The 16,871-nt window shown below is 66.6% G+C and carries 15 protein-coding genes; 4 read left to right on the forward strand and 11 right to left on the reverse strand.

Annotation, left to right across the window (positions count from 1 at the left end; genetic code table 11):
- Nucleotides 1–158 precede the first annotated feature (158 nt).
- Both ACUDP5_RS10310 and ACUDP5_RS10315 read right to left on the reverse strand, forming a co-directional pair.
- On the reverse strand, nucleotides 159–1,928 hold the full coding sequence (locus ACUDP5_RS10310; RefSeq protein ID WP_445658685.1) for an acyl-CoA dehydrogenase: 1,770 nt from the start codon (nucleotides 1,926–1,928) through the stop codon (nucleotides 159–161).
- Between the two features lie 31 nt (nucleotides 1,929–1,959).
- Nucleotides 1,960–3,597: an acyl-CoA synthetase gene (locus tag ACUDP5_RS10315; RefSeq protein WP_445658686.1), complete on the reverse strand. Its 1,638-nt coding sequence runs from the start codon at nucleotides 3,595–3,597 to the stop codon at nucleotides 1,960–1,962.
- Between the two features lie 212 nt (nucleotides 3,598–3,809).
- Between ACUDP5_RS10315 and ACUDP5_RS10320 the strand changes: the two genes are divergently transcribed.
- Nucleotides 3,810–4,520 (forward strand): Crp/Fnr family transcriptional regulator, encoded by a 711-nt coding sequence (locus ACUDP5_RS10320; RefSeq protein ID WP_263911679.1) that lies wholly within the window; start codon nucleotides 3,810–3,812, stop codon nucleotides 4,518–4,520.
- Nucleotides 4,521–4,660: 140 nt separating this feature from the next.
- On the opposite strand, the gene ACUDP5_RS10325 is transcribed toward ACUDP5_RS10320, so the two are convergent.
- The 6 genes from ACUDP5_RS10325 to ACUDP5_RS10350 all read right to left on the reverse strand — a co-directional run bounded on the left by ACUDP5_RS10325 (nucleotide 4,661) and on the right by ACUDP5_RS10350 (nucleotide 8,259).
- Complete coding sequence (locus tag ACUDP5_RS10325; protein WP_445658687.1) at nucleotides 4,661–5,185, reverse strand: hypothetical protein; 525 nt, start codon at nucleotides 5,183–5,185, stop codon at nucleotides 4,661–4,663.
- A 93-nt stretch (nucleotides 5,186–5,278) separates the two neighbouring features.
- Nucleotides 5,279–5,665, reverse strand: a complete 387-nt coding sequence (locus tag ACUDP5_RS10330) for a VOC family protein (RefSeq protein ID WP_263911686.1) — start codon at nucleotides 5,663–5,665, stop codon at nucleotides 5,279–5,281.
- A gap of 101 nt (nucleotides 5,666–5,766) precedes the next feature.
- Complete coding sequence (locus tag ACUDP5_RS10335) at nucleotides 5,767–6,096, reverse strand: YciI family protein (protein ID WP_445658688.1); 330 nt, start codon at nucleotides 6,094–6,096, stop codon at nucleotides 5,767–5,769.
- Between the two features lie 37 nt (nucleotides 6,097–6,133).
- Nucleotides 6,134–7,090, reverse strand: a complete 957-nt coding sequence (locus tag ACUDP5_RS10340; protein WP_445658689.1) for a sensor domain-containing diguanylate cyclase — start codon at nucleotides 7,088–7,090, stop codon at nucleotides 6,134–6,136.
- 141 nt (nucleotides 7,091–7,231) lie between these two features.
- Entirely contained in the window at nucleotides 7,232–7,510 is a 279-nt protein-coding gene (locus tag ACUDP5_RS10345) for a hypothetical protein (protein WP_263911692.1), read from the reverse strand.
- 2 nt (nucleotides 7,511–7,512) lie between these two features.
- Nucleotides 7,513–8,259, reverse strand: a complete 747-nt coding sequence (locus tag ACUDP5_RS10350; RefSeq protein WP_445658690.1) for a hypothetical protein — start codon at nucleotides 8,257–8,259, stop codon at nucleotides 7,513–7,515.
- Nucleotides 8,260–8,364: 105 nt separating this feature from the next.
- Here ACUDP5_RS10350 and fdx point away from each other — a divergent pair, with 105 nt between their 5' ends.
- Together fdx and ACUDP5_RS10360 are read left to right on the forward strand one after the other, a co-directional pair.
- Nucleotides 8,365–8,700 (forward strand): ISC system 2Fe-2S type ferredoxin, encoded by a 336-nt coding sequence (gene fdx / locus ACUDP5_RS10355; RefSeq protein WP_263911694.1) that lies wholly within the window; start codon nucleotides 8,365–8,367, stop codon nucleotides 8,698–8,700.
- Nucleotides 8,701–9,012: 312 nt separating this feature from the next.
- Entirely contained in the window at nucleotides 9,013–11,385 is a 2,373-nt protein-coding gene (locus ACUDP5_RS10360; protein ID WP_445658691.1) for a mechanosensitive ion channel domain-containing protein, read from the forward strand.
- 66 nt (nucleotides 11,386–11,451) lie between these two features.
- Here the strand turns inward: ACUDP5_RS10360 and ACUDP5_RS10365 are convergent, their stop codons facing one another.
- From ACUDP5_RS10365 to ACUDP5_RS10375, 3 genes are all read right to left on the reverse strand, one after another.
- Entirely contained in the window at nucleotides 11,452–12,657 is a 1,206-nt protein-coding gene (locus ACUDP5_RS10365; RefSeq protein ID WP_263911695.1) for a GGDEF domain-containing protein, read from the reverse strand.
- A 103-nt stretch (nucleotides 12,658–12,760) separates the two neighbouring features.
- The gene (locus tag ACUDP5_RS10370; RefSeq protein ID WP_445658692.1) at nucleotides 12,761–13,468 is read right to left on the reverse strand and encodes an aspartate/glutamate racemase family protein; all 708 of its coding nucleotides are present in this window, start codon (nucleotides 13,466–13,468) and stop codon (nucleotides 12,761–12,763) included.
- Nucleotides 13,469–13,548: 80 nt separating this feature from the next.
- The gene (locus tag ACUDP5_RS10375) at nucleotides 13,549–14,007 is read right to left on the reverse strand and encodes a MarR family transcriptional regulator (RefSeq protein WP_263911697.1); all 459 of its coding nucleotides are present in this window, start codon (nucleotides 14,005–14,007) and stop codon (nucleotides 13,549–13,551) included.
- 199 nt (nucleotides 14,008–14,206) lie between these two features.
- Between ACUDP5_RS10375 and aceE the strand changes: the two genes are divergently transcribed.
- Complete coding sequence (gene aceE / locus ACUDP5_RS10380) at nucleotides 14,207–16,870, forward strand: pyruvate dehydrogenase (acetyl-transferring), homodimeric type (protein WP_445658693.1); 2,664 nt, start codon at nucleotides 14,207–14,209, stop codon at nucleotides 16,868–16,870.
- Nucleotide 16,871 lies beyond the last annotated feature (1 nt).

Raw genomic sequence — 16,871 nt, forward strand, 5'->3', positions numbered from 1 at the left:
TTGATACGGCTGGCGTCTTGCCTGCGGGCAGTGTCCGCTTAATAATTTTAGATATGTTTATTTCTTTTCTTTATTCTTATTGGTTATATGTTTAACCGTGCCGCCATGCATGAAAAAAGACCGCCGCAGCGGTCTTTTCAGGGGATGCTGGCGTCGCTTCAGGGCTGCACCGCGTACTCGATCGACCCCGCCACCACCGCCGCCAGCCCGGGCGCCTGCGTCAGCTTGTGCAGCGCGTACGTCTGGGCCGTGTCGATCTTGGCCTGGTGAAAGGCCGGGTCCTCGGCCAGGTGGTCCAGCGACGCCAGCAGGGCGCGCGCCATCTGCCAGCCCGCCAGCACGGTGCCGGCCAGCAGCAGATACGGCACGGCCGAGCCGAACACGGCATTGGGATGCGCGGCGGCGTTGGCCACCACGAAATCCACCGTGTTGGCCAGCGCCAGGCGCCCTTGGCGCAGCGGCGTGAGCACCAGCCGGGCGGCCGGCTCGCTGCGCGCCTGCAGCGCTTCTTCCGTCTTGCGGATCTCGTCGATCAGCGCCTGCGCCACCGCACCGCCGTCGCGCAGCGTCTTGCGGCCGACCAGGTCGTTGGCCTGGATGGCGGTGGTGCCTTCGTAGATGGTCAGGATGCGGGCATCGCGGTAGTACTGCGCGGCGCCGGTCTCTTCGATGAAGCCCATGCCGCCGTGCACCTGCACGCCCAGGCTGGCCACGTCGATGGATGCCTCGGTGCACCAGCCCTTGACGATCGGCACCAGGAATTCCTGCACCGCCAGGTGGCGGGCCCGGGTAGCCGGGTCGGCGCTGGCGTGGGCCAGGTCGGCGTGGCCGGCGGTGTAATAGGCCAGCGCACGGCCGGCTTCGGTCAACGCACGCATCGTGCCCAGCATGCGGCGCACGTCGGGGTGGTGGATGATGGTCACGGATTCGCGCGATGACCCATCCACCGGGCGGCTCTGCACCCGGTCGGCGGCATAGGCCAGCGCGTGCTGGTAGGCGCGGTCGGCCACCGCGATGCCCTGCACGCCCACCGCAAAGCGGGCCGCGTTCATCATGATGAACATCGCGTCCAGGCCGCGGTTTTCCTGGCCCACCAGGTAGCCGATGGCGCCGCCCGCGTCGCCGAACTGCAACGTGGCGGTGGGGCTGGCCTTGATGCCCAGCTTGTGCTCGATCGACACGCAGGTCACATCGTTGCGCGCGCCCAGCGTGCCGTCTTCGTTCACCAGGAACTTGGGCACCAGGAACAGCGAAATGCCTTTCACGCCCTCGGGCGCATCGGGCAGGCGCGCCAGCACCAGGTGCACGATGTTTTCGGCCAGGTCGTGTTCGCCGTAGGTAATGAAGATCTTGGTGCCCGAAATCCGGTAGCTGCCGTCGCCCACCGGCTGCGCGCGGGTGCGCAGCAAGGCCAGGTCGGAGCCGGCCTGCGGCTCGGTCAGGTTCATCGTGCCGGTCCATTGGCCCGAGATCATTGGGCCGATGTAGCGCTCGCGCAGCGCGGGCGAGCCTGCCGTCAGCAGCGCCTCGATCGCGCCGTTGGTCAGCAGCGGGCACAGCGCGAACGACAGGTTGGCCGCGTTCAGCATTTCGGCGCAGGGCGCGCCCAACAGGCCCGGCAGGCCCTGGCCGCCATACTGTTCGGGGTGCGTCATGCCCTGCCAGCCGGCCTCGGCGTACTGGGCAAACGCCTGCCTGAACCCCGGCGACGTCGTCACCGCGCCGTCCTTCCAGGCGCTGGGCTCGCGGTCGGCCGAGTGGTTCAGCGGCGCCAGCACGTCGGCGGCAAAGGTCGCGGCCTCTTCCAGCACCGCCTGGGCGGTGTCCGGCGTGGCTTCGGCGTACTCCGGTAGCGCCGCCACCTGCGGCAGGCCCGCAAGGTGGTTCAGCACGAACAGCATGTCTTTCACGGGGGCTTGGTACGTCATGGCGTAGCGCTCCTGGCGTGTGGAAGGGGAATCAGGTGGCATCGATCGCGCGGGTGGAACCCACCGCCGCGCGCAGTTCAAACTTCTGGATCTTGCCGGTGGACGTCTTGGGCAGCTCGCCAAAGCGCACCGCGCGCGGCACCTTGAAGCCGGGCAGCAGCAGCTTGCAGTGGGCGATGATCTCGGCCTCGGTCGCGCTGCAGCCCGGCTTCAGTTCGACGAAAGCGCAGGGCGTTTCGCCCCACTTCGGGTCCGGCATGGCCACCACCGCCACCGCCGCCACGGCGGGGTGGCGGTACAGCGCGTCCTCGACCTCGATGCTGGAAATATTCTCGCCGCCCGAGATGATGATGTCCTTGCTGCGGTCCTTGATGCGGATATACCCGTCCGGCGTCATCACACCCAGGTCGCCCGTATGAAACCAGCCGCCGGCGAAGGCCTCGTCGGTGGCGCGCTCGTTCTTCAGGTAGCCCTTCATGCAAATATTGCCGCGGAACATGATTTCGCCCACGGTCTGCTCGTCGGCCGGCACTTCCTGCATGGTCTCGGGGTCGCGCACCGATACGCCGGCCTGCAGGTGGTAGCGCACCCCCTGGCGGGCGGTCAGCGCGGCCAGTTGTTCGTCTTCCAGGGCGTCCCAGGCCTCTTGCCGGGCGCAGACGGCGGCCGGGCCGTAGACCTCGGTCAGCCCGTACACGTGCGTCAGTTCGAAGCCGATTTCCTTCATCTTGGCGATCACCGCCGGTGCCGGGGCTGCTCCGGCCACCATGGTGCGCACCGTATGGTCGATGCCCGCCCGCATCTCCGCCGGCGCATTGGCCAGCGCGCTTTGCACGATGGGCGCGCCGCAGTAGTGCGTGACGCCTTCGTTGCGGATCAGGTCGAACACCGTCTGCGGATCGAACTTGCGCAGGCAGACATTGACGCCAGCGCGCGCCGCCACCGTCCAGGCGAAGCACCACCCATTGCAGTGAAACAGCGGCAGCGTCCACAGATACACCGGGTGCTTGGGCATGTCCCATTCCAGGATATTGCTCACCGCGTTCAGGTAGGCGCCGCGGTAGTGGTAGACCACGCCCTTCGGATCGCCCGTCGTGCCCGACGTGTAGTTCAGCGCAATCGCGTCCCACTCGTCGGCCGGCGGCTGCCAGTCGAAGCGGGCAGGGGCCGCCGCCAGGAAGTCCTCGTAGTCCGTCGCGCCCGGCAAGGTGGCCGGTGCGCTGTCCAGGTCGTGCACTGAAATGACTTTCAGATGCGGGAATTCCGCCCGGGCACGTTGCGCCACGTCGGCGTATTCGGTGTCCACGATCAGTGCCCGGGCTTCGCCGTGGCCCAGCATGAACAGCACGCTGGGCGTGTCCAGCCGGGTATTCAGGGTATTGAGCACCGCGCCCAGCATCGGCACCCCGAAATGCGCCTCGACCATCGCCGGAATATTGGGCAGCATCACCGCCACCGTGTCGCCGCGGCCAATGCCGGCGGCCGCCAGCGCGCCGGCCAGGCGCTGCGCCCGTTCGTAGGTCTGGGCCCAGGTGCGTCGCACCTTGCCATGCACCACCGCCAGCCGCTGGCCATACACCTGCGCGGCCCGCGCAATGAAATCCACCGGGGTCAGCGGCTCATAGTTGGCGTCCCGGCGCGCCAGGCCGTGTTCGAACATGCTGCTCATGGTTGTCTCCTGTCGGGCACGGGGCGCGCCCGGATAGCTTGTGTGCTGAAAGCTTGATCGGGATCGCGGATCTTGCTGTCCGCGTGGGTCCGGTCGCTCGCTGCATCCCGCTGCTTGCGAGAAGCTTATCCGTCGCCGGAAAATACTGTCTGTCGCCTGCATGACAGACCTTCCGCGTACGTGCCAACCTCCAGTTTTACACGGTTCTTTCCATGTCCGATGTTTCAAACGCTGTTTCCGCCGACGAGCTCGCCGAGCTGTTCGACGCCTGTGCCTGGTTCGGCGCGCTGGACACTGCGCATCAGGACCTGGTCCTGGCCACGTCACGCGCCGACCACGTCGCCAGCGGCGCCTGGATCGCGCGCCGCAACGCGCCATCGGATTACTGGCTGGGCGTGCATGCCGGCCTGCTGAAGCTGGCCATCTACAACGAATCCGGGCGCAGCTGCACGTTTTCCGGCGTGCCGCCCGGCGGCTGGTTCGGCGAGGGCAGCGTCATCAAGCGCGAACTGCGCAAATACGACGTGGTCGCCATCCAGCCGTCGCTGGTCCTGCGGGTGCCGGTGGACACGTTTCACGCCTTGCTGTCGGCCAGCCTGCCGTTCTCGCACTTCGTGATCGGGCAGTTGAACAACCGGATGGGCGAATTCATCGCCTCGATCCAGAATCACCGCCTGCTGGACGCCGATGCCCGCGTGGCGCAATCCCTGGCGCAGCTGTTCAACCCGCAGCTGTATCCGTCCACCGACCTGACGCTGGCGATTTCGCAGGAAGAATTGGGGTACCTGACCGGCCTGTCGCGCCAGCGGGTCAATCAGGCGTTGCAGACGCTGGCGGACCAGGGAATCCTGGGGCTGGCCTACAACCAGATCCAGGTGCTGGACCTGGGGCGGCTGCGGTTGTTCGGGGCCGATCAGCTTTGAGCGTGGCGCCACCGCGCCGGGCAACGAAGGGCCCATGAACCTGGGCGCCGCTACAGGAATTTGCGGATCAGGAAACTCGCCAGCAGGGACAGGCCCGCGCACAACCCCAGCGTGCCGGCATAGCAGATCAGCCAGATCCGTTAGGTTTCATGGCGCGGGTCGCGGGTGTCCTGGCGTTTGCGGGGCCCGCCAACGCGCCGAGCCAGCGCCACCAGTCCGCCCACCAACAGAAAGCCGCCAAGCAGGGCGAGCAGCATCAGCAGCTCGACCAGGCGGAACGACATCGCACCCAAGCCGCTGTCTTGCAGCCAGTCAGACAGGCGGGTCAGATGCGACAGTGGCCCGAACACCGCCACCAGCAACGCGGCGCCTGCGACGAGCAACATCAGGCGAACCCCTGCTACCGCCCGTGAGGGTCTGGGCGGGGCCAGGTCCGGTGTCCCGTTCGCCGATCCGAATTGAAGGCCATATTGATGCTGAAAGCTGCGGTGTTGAATCCAGGGCAGGGCGACCAAGGCAATGCCCAGCACCATCAGCTGATTCAGGACTTCCTCGGCCGTAAACCCGGCGTTCGGCCAATAGCGGTTGACCAGGATCAGCGACCCCAGGAAAAGCCCCAGGAAGAGGGCCACGATCACGGGGACGATGCATAGCGCAAACAGCATTGCCCGGGTTTGGGGCTTCACCATGTTGAGCGGTCCGATACAAATGTCATCACCAAAGCCAGCGTGATCGACTGCAAGAAGAAGTGATGACGCTCACTCGGGGCGGTGATACACCGCCTCGACGTTGTAGCCGTCGGGGTCCAGGATGAAGGCACCGTAATAATGCGGGTGATACTGCGGGCGAAGGCCGGGCGCACCGTTATCCCTGCCGCCGGCCGCCAGCGCCGCCCGATGAAAGGCATCGACCTCGGCGCGGCTGCGGGCCCGAAAGGCCACATGCACGCGCGGGGTGCTGGGCGTGCCCGGATGAATCCAGAATTCACCGCCCGGGTCGCCGGCCTCTTCAAGCTCGCCCACGCCAAAGCCCATGCCGGTAGGCAGCGCCTTGCGTGGCACGTAACCGATGGCCGCAAGCGCGCTCAGGTAAAACGCCCGGCTGCGCTCGAAGTCGCTCACGTTGATTTCGACATGGTCCAGCATTCGCGGCTCCTTGAGAGCGTGTGGGGAAACCCCGGCCGGTCAGCATAGGCTAACGAGCTGACCAGGAACGCTTCGATTTGCAACCTGCGGGCGGGGCCAGACTAGGGTTCCAGCAATGGCCAAACCTCGACCACCCCCTGCGCCACCGCACACGGGGTGCGCGACACCTGCGCTATCGCCTCGGCCAGGTCGGCCGCCTCGATGATGGCAAAGCCCGCCACCGGCAAGGCCGATGTCATGTAGGGCGCCGCGGTCGTTTCCACCCCCGCCGCGTCGTGGTTGCGCACCTGCACCGGGGCGCCGGCAATGCCCATCAAGACGCCTTGTTGCCGCAAATTGGCATCGTGCGCATGGGCGGCATCGCGCAGGGGAGCGGCGGTGCGGTCGTAGCCGGCCTGGTCGCCGTAGCCGATCGTGATGAACTTGGGCATGCGGGTCTCCTGAAATTGCGGGGGGCCGGCGTGGCAGCTAGCGCGCGGTGGCCTCCCACTGCACATGTTCAATGCGGTTGCGGCCGTTGTTCTTGGCCACATACAACGCTTGGTCCACGGCCTTGATGAAGGCACCCCGCGTGGCGTTACCGTCAGGAATCAGGGTGCCCGCGCCCATGCTCACCGTGACGCGGCGGCCGTGGGGCGACAGCGCATGCATGATGGCTTTCTTTTCCAGCAGGCGCTGGCAGCGTTCGGCCACCTTCAGGGCGGTCGCGGCATCGGCCTCGGGCAGCAGCACGACGAATTCCTCACCGCCGTAGCGCGCCACCAGATCGCGCGGGCCATCCAGCGCCAGGCTCAGCGTCTGGGCGATATCCACCAGGCATTTGTCACCCTGGGTGTGACCGTACAAGTCGTTGTACTGCTTGAAGAAATCCACGTCGAGCAGCAAGATGGACAGCGGTTGGCGATCTTTGCCGGCCCGTTCCCATTCCAGTTCGAAACTGCTGTCAAAGCGGCGCCGGTTGGCAATATTGGTCAAGCCGTCCTTGAAAGACAGGGCTTCCAGTTCTTTTTGCAGGCTCAGCAACTGTTCTTCGGTCTTCTTGCGTTCGGTGATGTCGAACATGAAGCCGATCAACGCCTGCACCTCGCCTTGCTCATTGCGCATGACATGGACGACGTCGCGAATCCAGACGTAGCCGTTGTCCTGGGTCAGGGCCCGGTAGTCGGCTTCATGGTCGACGCCCGCCTGGGATTGCGAAACGCAGAAATTGACCACGTATTCGCGGTCTTCGGGGTGCATGCGCATGGCCCAGTCTTCGACGCTGACCCAGCTGTCGACGCTCCAGCCCAGCAATGCCTCGATCTGGGGGCCGATATAGGCGAATTTCATGGACGCCCAATCGATTTTCCAGGGAATTGCCTTGGTCGACTCCAGCAAGGTCTTGTATACCGCGTTGTCATTCAAAAGCGTGCTTGCGTCGGCCATGCCGCATCCGTCCTCGATCCACGTGAGCAATCACTGTAGCCTGAAGCCATTGACCAGGGCATGACGGAATGATCGTTTCCGGCCGATGGCAGACGATAGCGATTTCGCGCGGTTACACGCGCAATGCGTTCAGGGTTCGCGTCAAGATTCGCAGACCCAGCCTAACGGCTCGTGTTGTGCGGAAAACCGCAGCGACGGCCAGTAGCCGTCCATGAACCAGGCATCGTCAAGCGGCGCCAGGTGCTGGACATAGCCGCCATCAGCGGCCAGCACCAGGTCGGACGGCGCGAAGCCTTGCAGGAAGGTGTCCGGCGGCGTGTACGGGTCGGCAGGTTCGCGGCCGGCTTCCCACAGGTAGCGCAGGGCCGCGCCTGGCCGGCGTTTGGGCGATCGGGGTCCGTCCTCGGGTTGTTCCTGCAAGATCAGGGCGCCAGCCCGAATTCCTGCCTGCGGTCGTACAGGAACAGGCCTTCGTCATCCCACCCGGCCGACCAGCCGCCCCGCCACAGCCGCATGGCGGCCGCGGTGGGGTCGTCCGCCGGCGCGGTCAAGCGGCTGCACAGCGGCCAGGCGATCCAGCTGGAAACGTCGTAAGTGGTGGCCAGGCGATACAGCGGCTCGGAGAGAAAGTGGTACGCCGCGGCCCCCACCTCACCCGTTTCGTTTTCCGCCATGGTGTCCATCCCATCGCGCAATTCCACAAAAGGCGATTCGGCGCGGCAATAGGCATCACGCAGAGACACCGCCGGGCTGGCCAGCACACGGACCGGGCCGTCCGGGTCGGGCGCCTCGAAGCCCGCGCGCCGGGTAAGGTCCACCCCTTGGCGCAAGCGCATCGTGGCCTGCTCGGCATCGATGGCCTTGGCCGGCGTCGATAGATATTCCTCGATGCGGGCCAGCATCTGATCGCCGCGGGGCAGGATCGAAAAGGCCCGCTTGCGCGCCTCGGCGCCGCTGGGCCAGTCGGCGGACCAGAAATTGAACAGCAGCCGAAAGTCCTGGTCCAGGTCCGGCAGCGGATCAGGCACGCCTTTGTCGCCGGCCACTTCGTCCGGGTGGTCGTCACAGGCATCCAGGATGTGATGCCAGTGACGTTGCCACGCCAGGGGATCCTGCGGGACGGGCGTGTCCGCAGACGTTGAATCGGGCTGGCGATCGAGAAAGCTCATGCGGCCTCCGCAGAATGGGGTCGACGGATTATCGCTTGACCTTCCAAGCGTAGCCATCCTTACGCTGGCGATATTGCTTTGATCGGACTCGCCAGGGGCGTCACCATGCCAAAAATCACTGTTCTTCCCCATCCCGACCTCGCGCCGGCCGGCGCCGTGCTGGACGTGCCGGCCGGGGTATCGCTGTGCGAGGCCCTGCTCGATCACGGAATTCCGATCGAGCACGCCTGCGAGCAAAGCCGCGCGTGCACGACCTGCCACTGCATTGTTCGCCAGGGCTTTGATGCGCTCAATGCGGTGGAGGAAGGCGAAGAAGACCTGCTGGACCGCGCCTGGGGGGTCGAACCGCAGTCGCGCCTGAGCTGCCAGGCCATCGTGGGGGCAGAGGACGTGACGATCGATATTCCGAAGTACACGGTGAATCACGCCAGGGAAACCTGAGCGGTGCAGGCAGGCACCGCGAGGGGGCTGCGAAGGCAGGCGGATCGGTACGTCGCGGCCGTCGTGAAAAATGTCTGAAAGTGTTTTTCGGGCGGAATTGAAGCGCTCTGAAATCGTAGTCTGGCAAGATAGTGACTGTCGCCGGGCTCTCGCGGCCCGAATTATCCTGTTCCCAGAGGAGATGTATTAGTGGTTCTATCCGCAACGATAGTATCGATCGCTTTCCCGTTTCGCCCATATGCCGCCAGTCTTTGGCGGCGCAGGCGAGGCAGGCCGTGGCCGGCGTTGCTGCTGGCGCTGATACTGAGTTGCGTGGCCCTGTCGTGGCAGGCGGACGCCCGGGCGGCAACGCCGCTGTTGCCGGCAGCCTCGGCGCCTGCCGACACCGCTTCTCCCGGCACGCTGTCCCCCGCCGCGCTGGCCGACCTGCTGGACAACCCCGATGCGCGCAAGGCCCTGGTGGATGCGCTGCGCGCGCAGGCAGCCGGCGCCGACCCCGCCGCAGCGCGTTCCGCTGACGCGCAAGCCAGGCCCGCGCCGGCAACGCCCGGATTGCAACAGCGCATGGCCGATGACGTGCAGCGCTTCCTGACCGGTGTGGCCACCGACATGGGCCAGGGCGTGGACGACATGGTGGCGCTGGCCTCGGGGCGCAGCCTGCGCATGGACAGCGGCACGGCGAGCCATGCCTTGATGCCGCTGCTGCTGGCGGCGGCGGCGACGATCATCGCCTTCCTGCTGCTACGCCTGATCGCGATGCGCATCTACACGCGCATCGACCACTGGGTGGCGCAACACGGCAGCAAGCCAGCCGCCGCGTCCGCGCGCGGCACGCCACTGCCCATCCGGGTGCTGGGCCGGCGCGCGGGCGCGATCGTGGGGGCATTGGCGATTGACGTGGGGGTGGTGCTGCTGGCCGCGATGGCGGGCGGTGCGGCCGCCCTGTGGGGCACGCCGGGACGCGGCACGCTGGACGCGCTGGCCGCCGTCTTCCTGCGGGCCTTCTTGTCGGTGGAAATCATCAAGGTCGTGATCCGCACGGTGTTCGCGGTGCGGCACCCGCATCTGCGGCTCCTGCCGATGGCCGATGCGTCCGCCAAGTACTGGAATGGCTGGCTGGTGCGCATCGTGGCGGCCGCGGGCTACGGCACGCTGCTGATCGATCCGGTGATGGCGGCCGCGTTGTCGCCGGCGCTGGGCCGGCTGGCCGGCATGGTCATCATGCTGGCGGTCTATGTATACGCCGTGCGCACCATCTGGCAGAACCGCCAGGCGGTGCGCGAGCATCTGGATCGCCGCGCCGCGGGGGTGGCCACGTTCCTGGGGGCGCGGCTGCATTTCCTGTCGCGCATATGGCACGTGCTGGGCATCGGCTACTTCACCATCTTGCTGGTGGTCAGCCAGGTCGATCCGACCAATGCCTTGCCTTTCATGGCCCGGGCCACGGCGCAGACGCTGCTGGTGATCGGGGTGAGCAGCCTCTTGATCCTGCTGCTGAACGCCATCCTGGCCAAGCCCATTCGATTGTCCGACGACCTGCGCCAGCGCCTGCCGCTGCTGGAGGCGCGGGTGAACGCCTACGTGCCGGCGCTGCTCAAGCTGGTGGGCTGGATCATCCGCATCGTGGCGGTGCTGCTGATCCTGGATGCCTGGCACGCGTTTGACCTGTCGCGCTGGCTGGCGTCGGACGCCGGGGGCGCGGCGATCAAGGTGACGCTCAATATCGTCATCGTGCTGTTGATCGCGGCGCTGGCCTGGACGGTGATCGCCAGCATCATCGAGCACCGCCTGAGCCAGCGGGAAGGGCGGGGCATGCCCAGTGCGCGCGAACGCACGTTGCTGGCGCTGTTTCGCAATGCGGCGCTGATCGTCATCGTGACGATGACGTTGATGGTGCTGCTGTCGCAGATCGGCATCGACGTCGGTCCGTTGATTGCCGGCGCGGGCGTGGTGGGCCTGGCGATCGGTTTTGGCGCCCAGAAGCTGGTGCAGGACATCATCACCGGCGTGTTCATCCAGCTTGAAAACGGCATGAACGAGAACGACGTGGTGCAGGTCGCGGGCGTGTTCGGCACGGTCGAGAAGATGACCATCCGGTCCGTGGGCATACGTACGCTGGACGGCGGCTACCACCTGGTGCCGTTTTCGTCGGTGGACGTGGTGGCCAACCACATGCGCGACTTCTCGTACCACCTGGGCGAATACACCATCGCGCACCGCGAAAGCGTGGACGACGCCATCGAGCATCTGCGCGCGGCGTTTGCCGAGCTGATGACCGATTCGGTGCTGGGACCCGAGATCCTGGAAGAGATGACGGTGGCCGGGGTCACGGCCGTCAACGACAAGGGCGTGACCATCCGCATCCTGATCAAGACCACGCCGGGCATGCAGTGGGCCGTGCAGCGCGGCTACAACCGCTTGCTCAAGAAGCACTTCGACGCCGCCGGCATCGAGCTGCCGTACCCGCACACGGTCGTGTACTTCGGGCAGGACAAGCGCGGCTACGCGCCGCCGGCCAATGTGGCCGTGCAGGCCGAACGGCCCGACGAGGGCGGCAACGCCCGGGCGGCAGGGCACACCCGCCGTCCCCTGGTGTCGGAATCCAGCACCGACGATTCGGCCGAGGTGCTGGGCAATGAACTCGAAGCGCGTCAGGAAGCCGAGGACGAGGCACCGCGCACGTAGCGGTAGAGCGGACAGGAGCGGGTTTCAGGGCAGCCTTGGACGGCTTGGCTGCCTCGAACCCGCCGCTTACGCCATGATGGCCGGTTCAGCGCGTTGGGCTGAAAGGCCAGGGGTGGCGTCAGCCCATTCGATCCGGTTGCGGCCCGCCGCCTTGCCGCGGTAGAGCGCGGAATCGGCTTGTCGCAGGGCGTCTTCCAGCCCCTGCACGCCATGGAAGTGCGGCGAAATCCCGATGGTGACGGTGCAGCGCAGCGATTGGTCGGATCCCGCCACCTTGATGGCCTGGTTTTCAATGTTGGCACGCAGGCGCTCGGCCAGGAGCATGACGCCGTCCGTGTCGGCATCGAGCAAGATGGCCACGAATTCTTCCCCGCCGATACGACCGGTCAGGTCGCCGCGACGCACGGTGGCACGCAGCAGATCCGCCACCTGGCAGATGACCTCGTCCCCGGCCTGGTGGCCGTAGGTGTCATTGATGCGCTTGAAATGATCCACATCCAGCAGCAGCAAACAGGCCGGCGCGGCCTGTCGCGCGTTGAAGTACTGCTTCAGCGCATCCACCAGCCCTCGGCGATTGAGCAAGTTCGTCATGGGGTCGCGCGCCGCGATATTGCGCAGGCTGTCTGTCAGCCGCCGCAGCACCAGCCAGACGATGGCGGGCGGCACGATGGTGGCCAGGGTCGACATATAGATATAGAAGATCATCTGGAAGCGGCTGTCCATGTGCAGGGCATCCAGGCCATCGTCCACGATCTTCATGAACTTCAGCGCGTTCAGGACACAGATGCCGCCGATCAGCAGCGAGAAAAAGATCATTTCGCCGTACAGGTCCTTGGCGAACGTGCGCACGCCGTAGATCACGGTCAGGGTCATGGCAAAGAACAGCACGGTCGCCATCGCCGCCAGCATGGCGTAGCGGGCGGCGGGGCCGGCGTTCCCTTGCACCAGCAATTGCGCCAGGCCGTAGGCCGCCGCAAAGGCGATCAACGGACGCCACAGCGGAACCTGGCGCCCGAAGAAACGCATCGCGCCGAGCCAGTAGGCGATCGGCGCAGCCAGCGTAAGAATGTGGTTGACCACGCTCATCAGGCTCCAGGCCGGGCCGCCTTCCAGCAATTGCAGGATGTAGGCCGACGCCAGCAACAGGTTGCCCACGGCAAAATAATCCATCCCCATCCTGTTGCCAGGCAGGCGACGGCTGATCAATAAGAACATGCCTGAAAAGCACAACAGGTGTGCGCACAGCATGGCAACGAGCGTGGAGGCAACCATAGTGGGGAGGGGAAAGGGATGTGCACTGCCAGCCAGGAAGCGACCGGGCCGTCGTTGACGTCATCCGACAGGGGGGGGAAGTCATTGTCGATGAATGGCCGTGTCACTCGCCCCGCAGCGCGCGCCGCAGCGCGGCCCGGGCCAGGATGCGGGCGGAATCCAGCGTCGGCAGCGCGCAGTTGCCGTCGTTGAGCACCAGCGGCAGTTCGGTGCAGCCCAGCACCACCGCATCGCAGCCGGCGTCGCGCAGCCGCGTCACCACGTCTTGCAGCAACGCCACCGACGCCGGCCGGAAATCGCCATAGACCAGTTCGTCCATGATGATCCGCGCCAGCAGGTCGCGGTCGGATTCGGATGGCCGCACGCATTCCAGGCCCTGGGCCGCCAGCTTGTCGGGATAGACGGGGCTGTCCACCAGCCAGCGCGTGCCGGTGATGCCGATGCGGCGAAAGCCGCGCTGGGCGGCTTCCAAGGCGACTTCTTCGGCGATGTGCAGCCAGGGCAGGGGCGATTGCGGCAGCACGTGGCCCAGCGCCTGGTGAATGGTGTTGTCGGGGCAGATCAGGAAGTCGGCCCCTGCGCGCGCCAGCTTGCCGGCCGACGACCGCATCAGCGCGCCCACGCCGGCCAGGTCACCCTGGTTGAGGCAGGCCACGTAGTCGGCCAGCGAATGGGTGTGCAGCGAGACCTCGGGGTGGGCATGCGGGCCCAGTTGCTGCGCGCCTTCGGCGCAGATCGTGCGATAGCACAGCGCGGCGCCTTCTGCCGAACAGGCGACGATGCCGATGTGCAGGGGCGGGCGGGGTGTCATGCGGGGGATCTCCTTGGGTGTGCGGGTCTGCGCCAGGCGGCGGCGCCACGATGGTGCGACAGGCAGGCGATGCCGCCGCGTTACTCGACCGTGCTCTTGGTCAGCGCCCGCACATGCCTGGCGATGCCGCGGAACTGTTCGGCCATGGCGTCCTGCTGCGCCTGCGGCAGCCGCGACAGGAACAGCTCGTCGATCGCGGGTCCATAGATCTTCCACATCTTGCGCCGCAGCGCCAGCCCGTCAGGCGTGATGCGGGCGTAGGTGGCGCGGCGGTCTTCGTCGCTGCGGAACCGTTCGACCAGCCCGGCGGCTTCGATGCGGTCCATCAGCCGCGTCAGGTTGTAGCGCGCGATGACCATGCGTTCGGCCATCTCGAACATGCGGGCGGTGCCCTGCGGCGCGCGTTCCAGCGCCCACAGCGCGTCATACCACGCGAGCGGCGGCAGGTCGGCAGCGGACAGTCTTTTTTCGATCTCTTCCACCACCAATGCATGCGCGGTCAGAAAGAGGCTCCACGCGTCGGGCTTGCCCGTGGCCATGCGGTCGTTCCTTGTCTGGAGATTCTGCTGTCGCGATTGTAGAGGCGGCGGCCGGCAAATCCCTTAACAGTTGCACTTGCAATTGTTTGGGAACCTTCATACGATTGCAATTGCACATTATGCAAATGCAATTCACGATATGAAATGAAGGCGCCGGCGCGTTCCGGCGTGGCGCCGCTTTCCCCAAAGGAGCATGCCCATGGAAACCGAGATCGATCCGATCGACGCCGACCCGCAGGAAACCCGGGAATGGCTGGACGCGATGCAGGCCGTGCTGGCCCACGAAGGCCTGCCGCGCACGCACTACCTGCTGGACCAACTGATCAACCAGGACCGCGAGCGCCTGGGCGGCTACGCCGCGCCGGGTGTCACGCCCTACGTCAATTCCATCGGCGTGGCGGGGCAGGCGCCGTTTCCGGGCGACGTGGGCATCGAATCGCGCCTGGACGCCTACCTGCGCTGGAACGCGATGGCGATGGTGCTGCGCGCCGGCAAGACCTCGGGCGTGGGCGGGCACATTGCCACGTACGCCTCGGCGACGACGCTGTACGAAACCGGCTACCGCCACTTTTTTCGCGCGGCCACGCCGGATTACCTGGGCGACATGCTGTACATCCAGGGGCATTCGGCGCCGGGCATCTACGCCCGCGCCTACCTGGAAGGGCGCATCTCGGAAGACGAACTGGACCGCTTCCGGCGCGAGATCGGCGGGGGCGGGCTGGCCTCGTACCCGCATCCGCGCACGATGCCGGGGTTCTGGCAGTTTCCGACGGTGTCGATGGGGCTGGGGCCGCTGATGGCGGCCTACCAGGCACGCTACATGCGCTACCTGGAAGACCGTGAACTGATCCCCGTGCAAGGCCGCCGGGTCTGGGGCTTTCTGGGCGACGGCGAACAGGACCAGCCCGAAACGCTGGCGGCGGTGGCCATGGCCGGGCGCGAAAAGCTGGACAACCTGATCTTCGTGGTCAATTGCAACCTGCAACGGCTGGACGGCCCGGTGCGCGGCAACGCCAAGATCATCCAGGAACTCGAAAGCGTCTACCGCGGCGCGGGCTGGAATGTGATCAAGGTGGTGTGGGGCAGCGGCTGGGACGCGCTGCTGGCGCAGGACCACGACGGCCGGTTGCGGCGCCGCATGATGCAGTGCGTGGACGGCGAATACCAGGTGTTCAAGGCGCGCGGCGGCGCCTATGTGCGCGAACATTTCTTCGGCGCGGACCCGGTGCTGCTCGAACGCGTGGCGCACCTGTCCGACGACGAGATCGGCGCGCTGAACCGCGGCGGGCATGACCCGGTCAAGGTGCATGCGGCCTACGCCGCGGCGTTGGCGCATCGCGGCCAGCCCACCGTGATCCTGGCCAAGACGGTGAAGGGCTACGGCATGGGGGCGGCCGGCGAGGCGGCCAATACCAACCACCAGCAAAAGAAGATGGCGGACCCGGCGGTGCGGGCGTTTCGGGACCGCTTCGGCATCCCGGTGGCCGACGACCGGCTGGCCGAGATTCCGTACATCAAGCCGGCGCCCGGCAGCGCCGAGCAGGCCTATTTCGACGCGGGCATCCAGCGCGCGGGCGGCCACCTGCCGCGCCGGCCCGCCGGCCCGGGGCCGCAGGCCATGCCGGCGCTGGCCGCGTTTGCCGCGCACCTGAAGGGCAGCGACGGGCGCGAGTTTTCCACGACCATGGCGTTCGTGCGCATCCTGGCGCAACTGCTGAAGGACCCGGACATCGGCGCCAAGGTGGTGCCGATCGTGCCCGACGAATCGCGCACCTTCGGCATGGACGGCATGTTCCGCCAGGTGGGCATCTATTCGCACGTGGGCCAGCTGTACACGCCGCAAGACGCCGACCAGCTGAGCGTCTATCGCGAAGACCGCCGCGGCCAGATCCTGCAGGAAGGCATCAACGAATCGGGCGCGATGTCGTCATGGATCGCGGCGGCCACGGCCTACAGCACGCACGGCGTGGCGACGATTCCGTTCTATATCTTCTATTCGATGTTCGGCTTTCAGCGGGTGGGCGACCTGGCCTGGGCGGCGGGCGATATCCGCGCACGCGGCTTCCTGCTGGGCGCGACGTCGGGCCGCACCACGCTGGAAGGCGAAGGGCTGCAGCACGACGATGGCCACAGCCACGTGCTGGCCTCGGTGATTCCGTCGTGCATCGCCTACGACCCGGCCTATGCCTGCGAGATCGCGGTGATCGTGCAGGACGGCCTGCGCCGCATGTACCAGGAAGAGGAAGACGTTTTCTACTACCTGACGCTGATCAACGAGAAGACCGCGCATCCGCCGCTGCCCGCAGGCGCCGAAGCCGGCATCCTGAAGGGCATGTACCGGCTGCGCGAGGGCGGGCCGGGCGAGGTGCGTGCGCAGTTGCTGGGCAGCGGGGCGATCCTGGCCGAGACCCTGGCCGCGGCCGAGCTGCTGCAGCAGGACTACGGCGTGGCCGCCGACGTCTGGAGCGTCACCAGCTATTCCGAGCTGCGGCGCGACGGCCAGGAAACCGAACGCTGGAACCGCCTGCATCCGCTGGACCCGGCGCGGCGCGGCTACGCACAAAGCTGCCTGGCCGATACGGCCGGGCCGGTGGTGGCGGCGACCGACTATATGAAGACGGTGGCCGAGCAGATCCGCCCCTTTCTGGCGGGACGCCGCTACGTCACGCTGGGGACGGACGGCTTTGGCCGGTCGGATACGCGCCAGGCGCTGCGGGCGTTCTTCGAGGTGGACCGGCATCACATCGTGCTGGCGACCTTGAAGGCGCTGGCCGATGACGGGGTCTTGTCGCCCGAGCAGGCGGCGGATGCGATCCGGCGTTACGGGCTGGACCCGGAGGCCGTGTCGGCGGCGTTGCCCTGAC

The organism is Achromobacter sp. NCFB-sbj8-Ac1-l, assembly GCF_052695805.1.

What these genes read in the sequence shown, in the direction of transcription:
- aceE (WP_445658693.1), top strand. Translation starts at nt 14,207, where the DNA reads ATGGAAACCGAGATCGATCCGATCGACGCCGACCCGCAGGAAACCCGG.
- ACUDP5_RS10315 (WP_445658686.1), bottom strand. Translation starts at nt 3,597, where the DNA reads ATGAGCAGCATGTTCGAACACGGCCTGGCGCGCCGGGACGCCAACTAT.
- ACUDP5_RS10350 (WP_445658690.1), bottom strand. Translation starts at nt 8,259, where the DNA reads ATGAGCTTTCTCGATCGCCAGCCCGATTCAACGTCTGCGGACACGCCC.
- ACUDP5_RS10310 (WP_445658685.1), bottom strand. Translation starts at nt 1,928, where the DNA reads ATGACGTACCAAGCCCCCGTGAAAGACATGCTGTTCGTGCTGAACCAC.
- ACUDP5_RS10365 (WP_263911695.1), bottom strand. Translation starts at nt 12,657, where the DNA reads ATGGTTGCCTCCACGCTCGTTGCCATGCTGTGCGCACACCTGTTGTGC.
- ACUDP5_RS10335 (WP_445658688.1), bottom strand. Translation starts at nt 6,096, where the DNA reads ATGCCCAAGTTCATCACGATCGGCTACGGCGACCAGGCCGGCTACGAC.
- ACUDP5_RS10330 (WP_263911686.1), bottom strand. Translation starts at nt 5,665, where the DNA reads ATGCTGGACCATGTCGAAATCAACGTGAGCGACTTCGAGCGCAGCCGG.
- ACUDP5_RS10375 (WP_263911697.1), bottom strand. Translation starts at nt 14,007, where the DNA reads ATGGCCACGGGCAAGCCCGACGCGTGGAGCCTCTTTCTGACCGCGCAT.
- ACUDP5_RS10340 (WP_445658689.1), bottom strand. Translation starts at nt 7,090, where the DNA reads ATGGCCGACGCAAGCACGCTTTTGAATGACAACGCGGTATACAAGACC.
- ACUDP5_RS10370 (WP_445658692.1), bottom strand. Translation starts at nt 13,468, where the DNA reads ATGACACCCCGCCCGCCCCTGCACATCGGCATCGTCGCCTGTTCGGCA.
- ACUDP5_RS10320 (WP_263911679.1), top strand. Translation starts at nt 3,810, where the DNA reads ATGTCCGATGTTTCAAACGCTGTTTCCGCCGACGAGCTCGCCGAGCTG.
- ACUDP5_RS10325 (WP_445658687.1), bottom strand. Translation starts at nt 5,185, where the DNA reads ATGCTGTTTGCGCTATGCATCGTCCCCGTGATCGTGGCCCTCTTCCTG.
- fdx (WP_263911694.1), top strand. Translation starts at nt 8,365, where the DNA reads ATGCCAAAAATCACTGTTCTTCCCCATCCCGACCTCGCGCCGGCCGGC.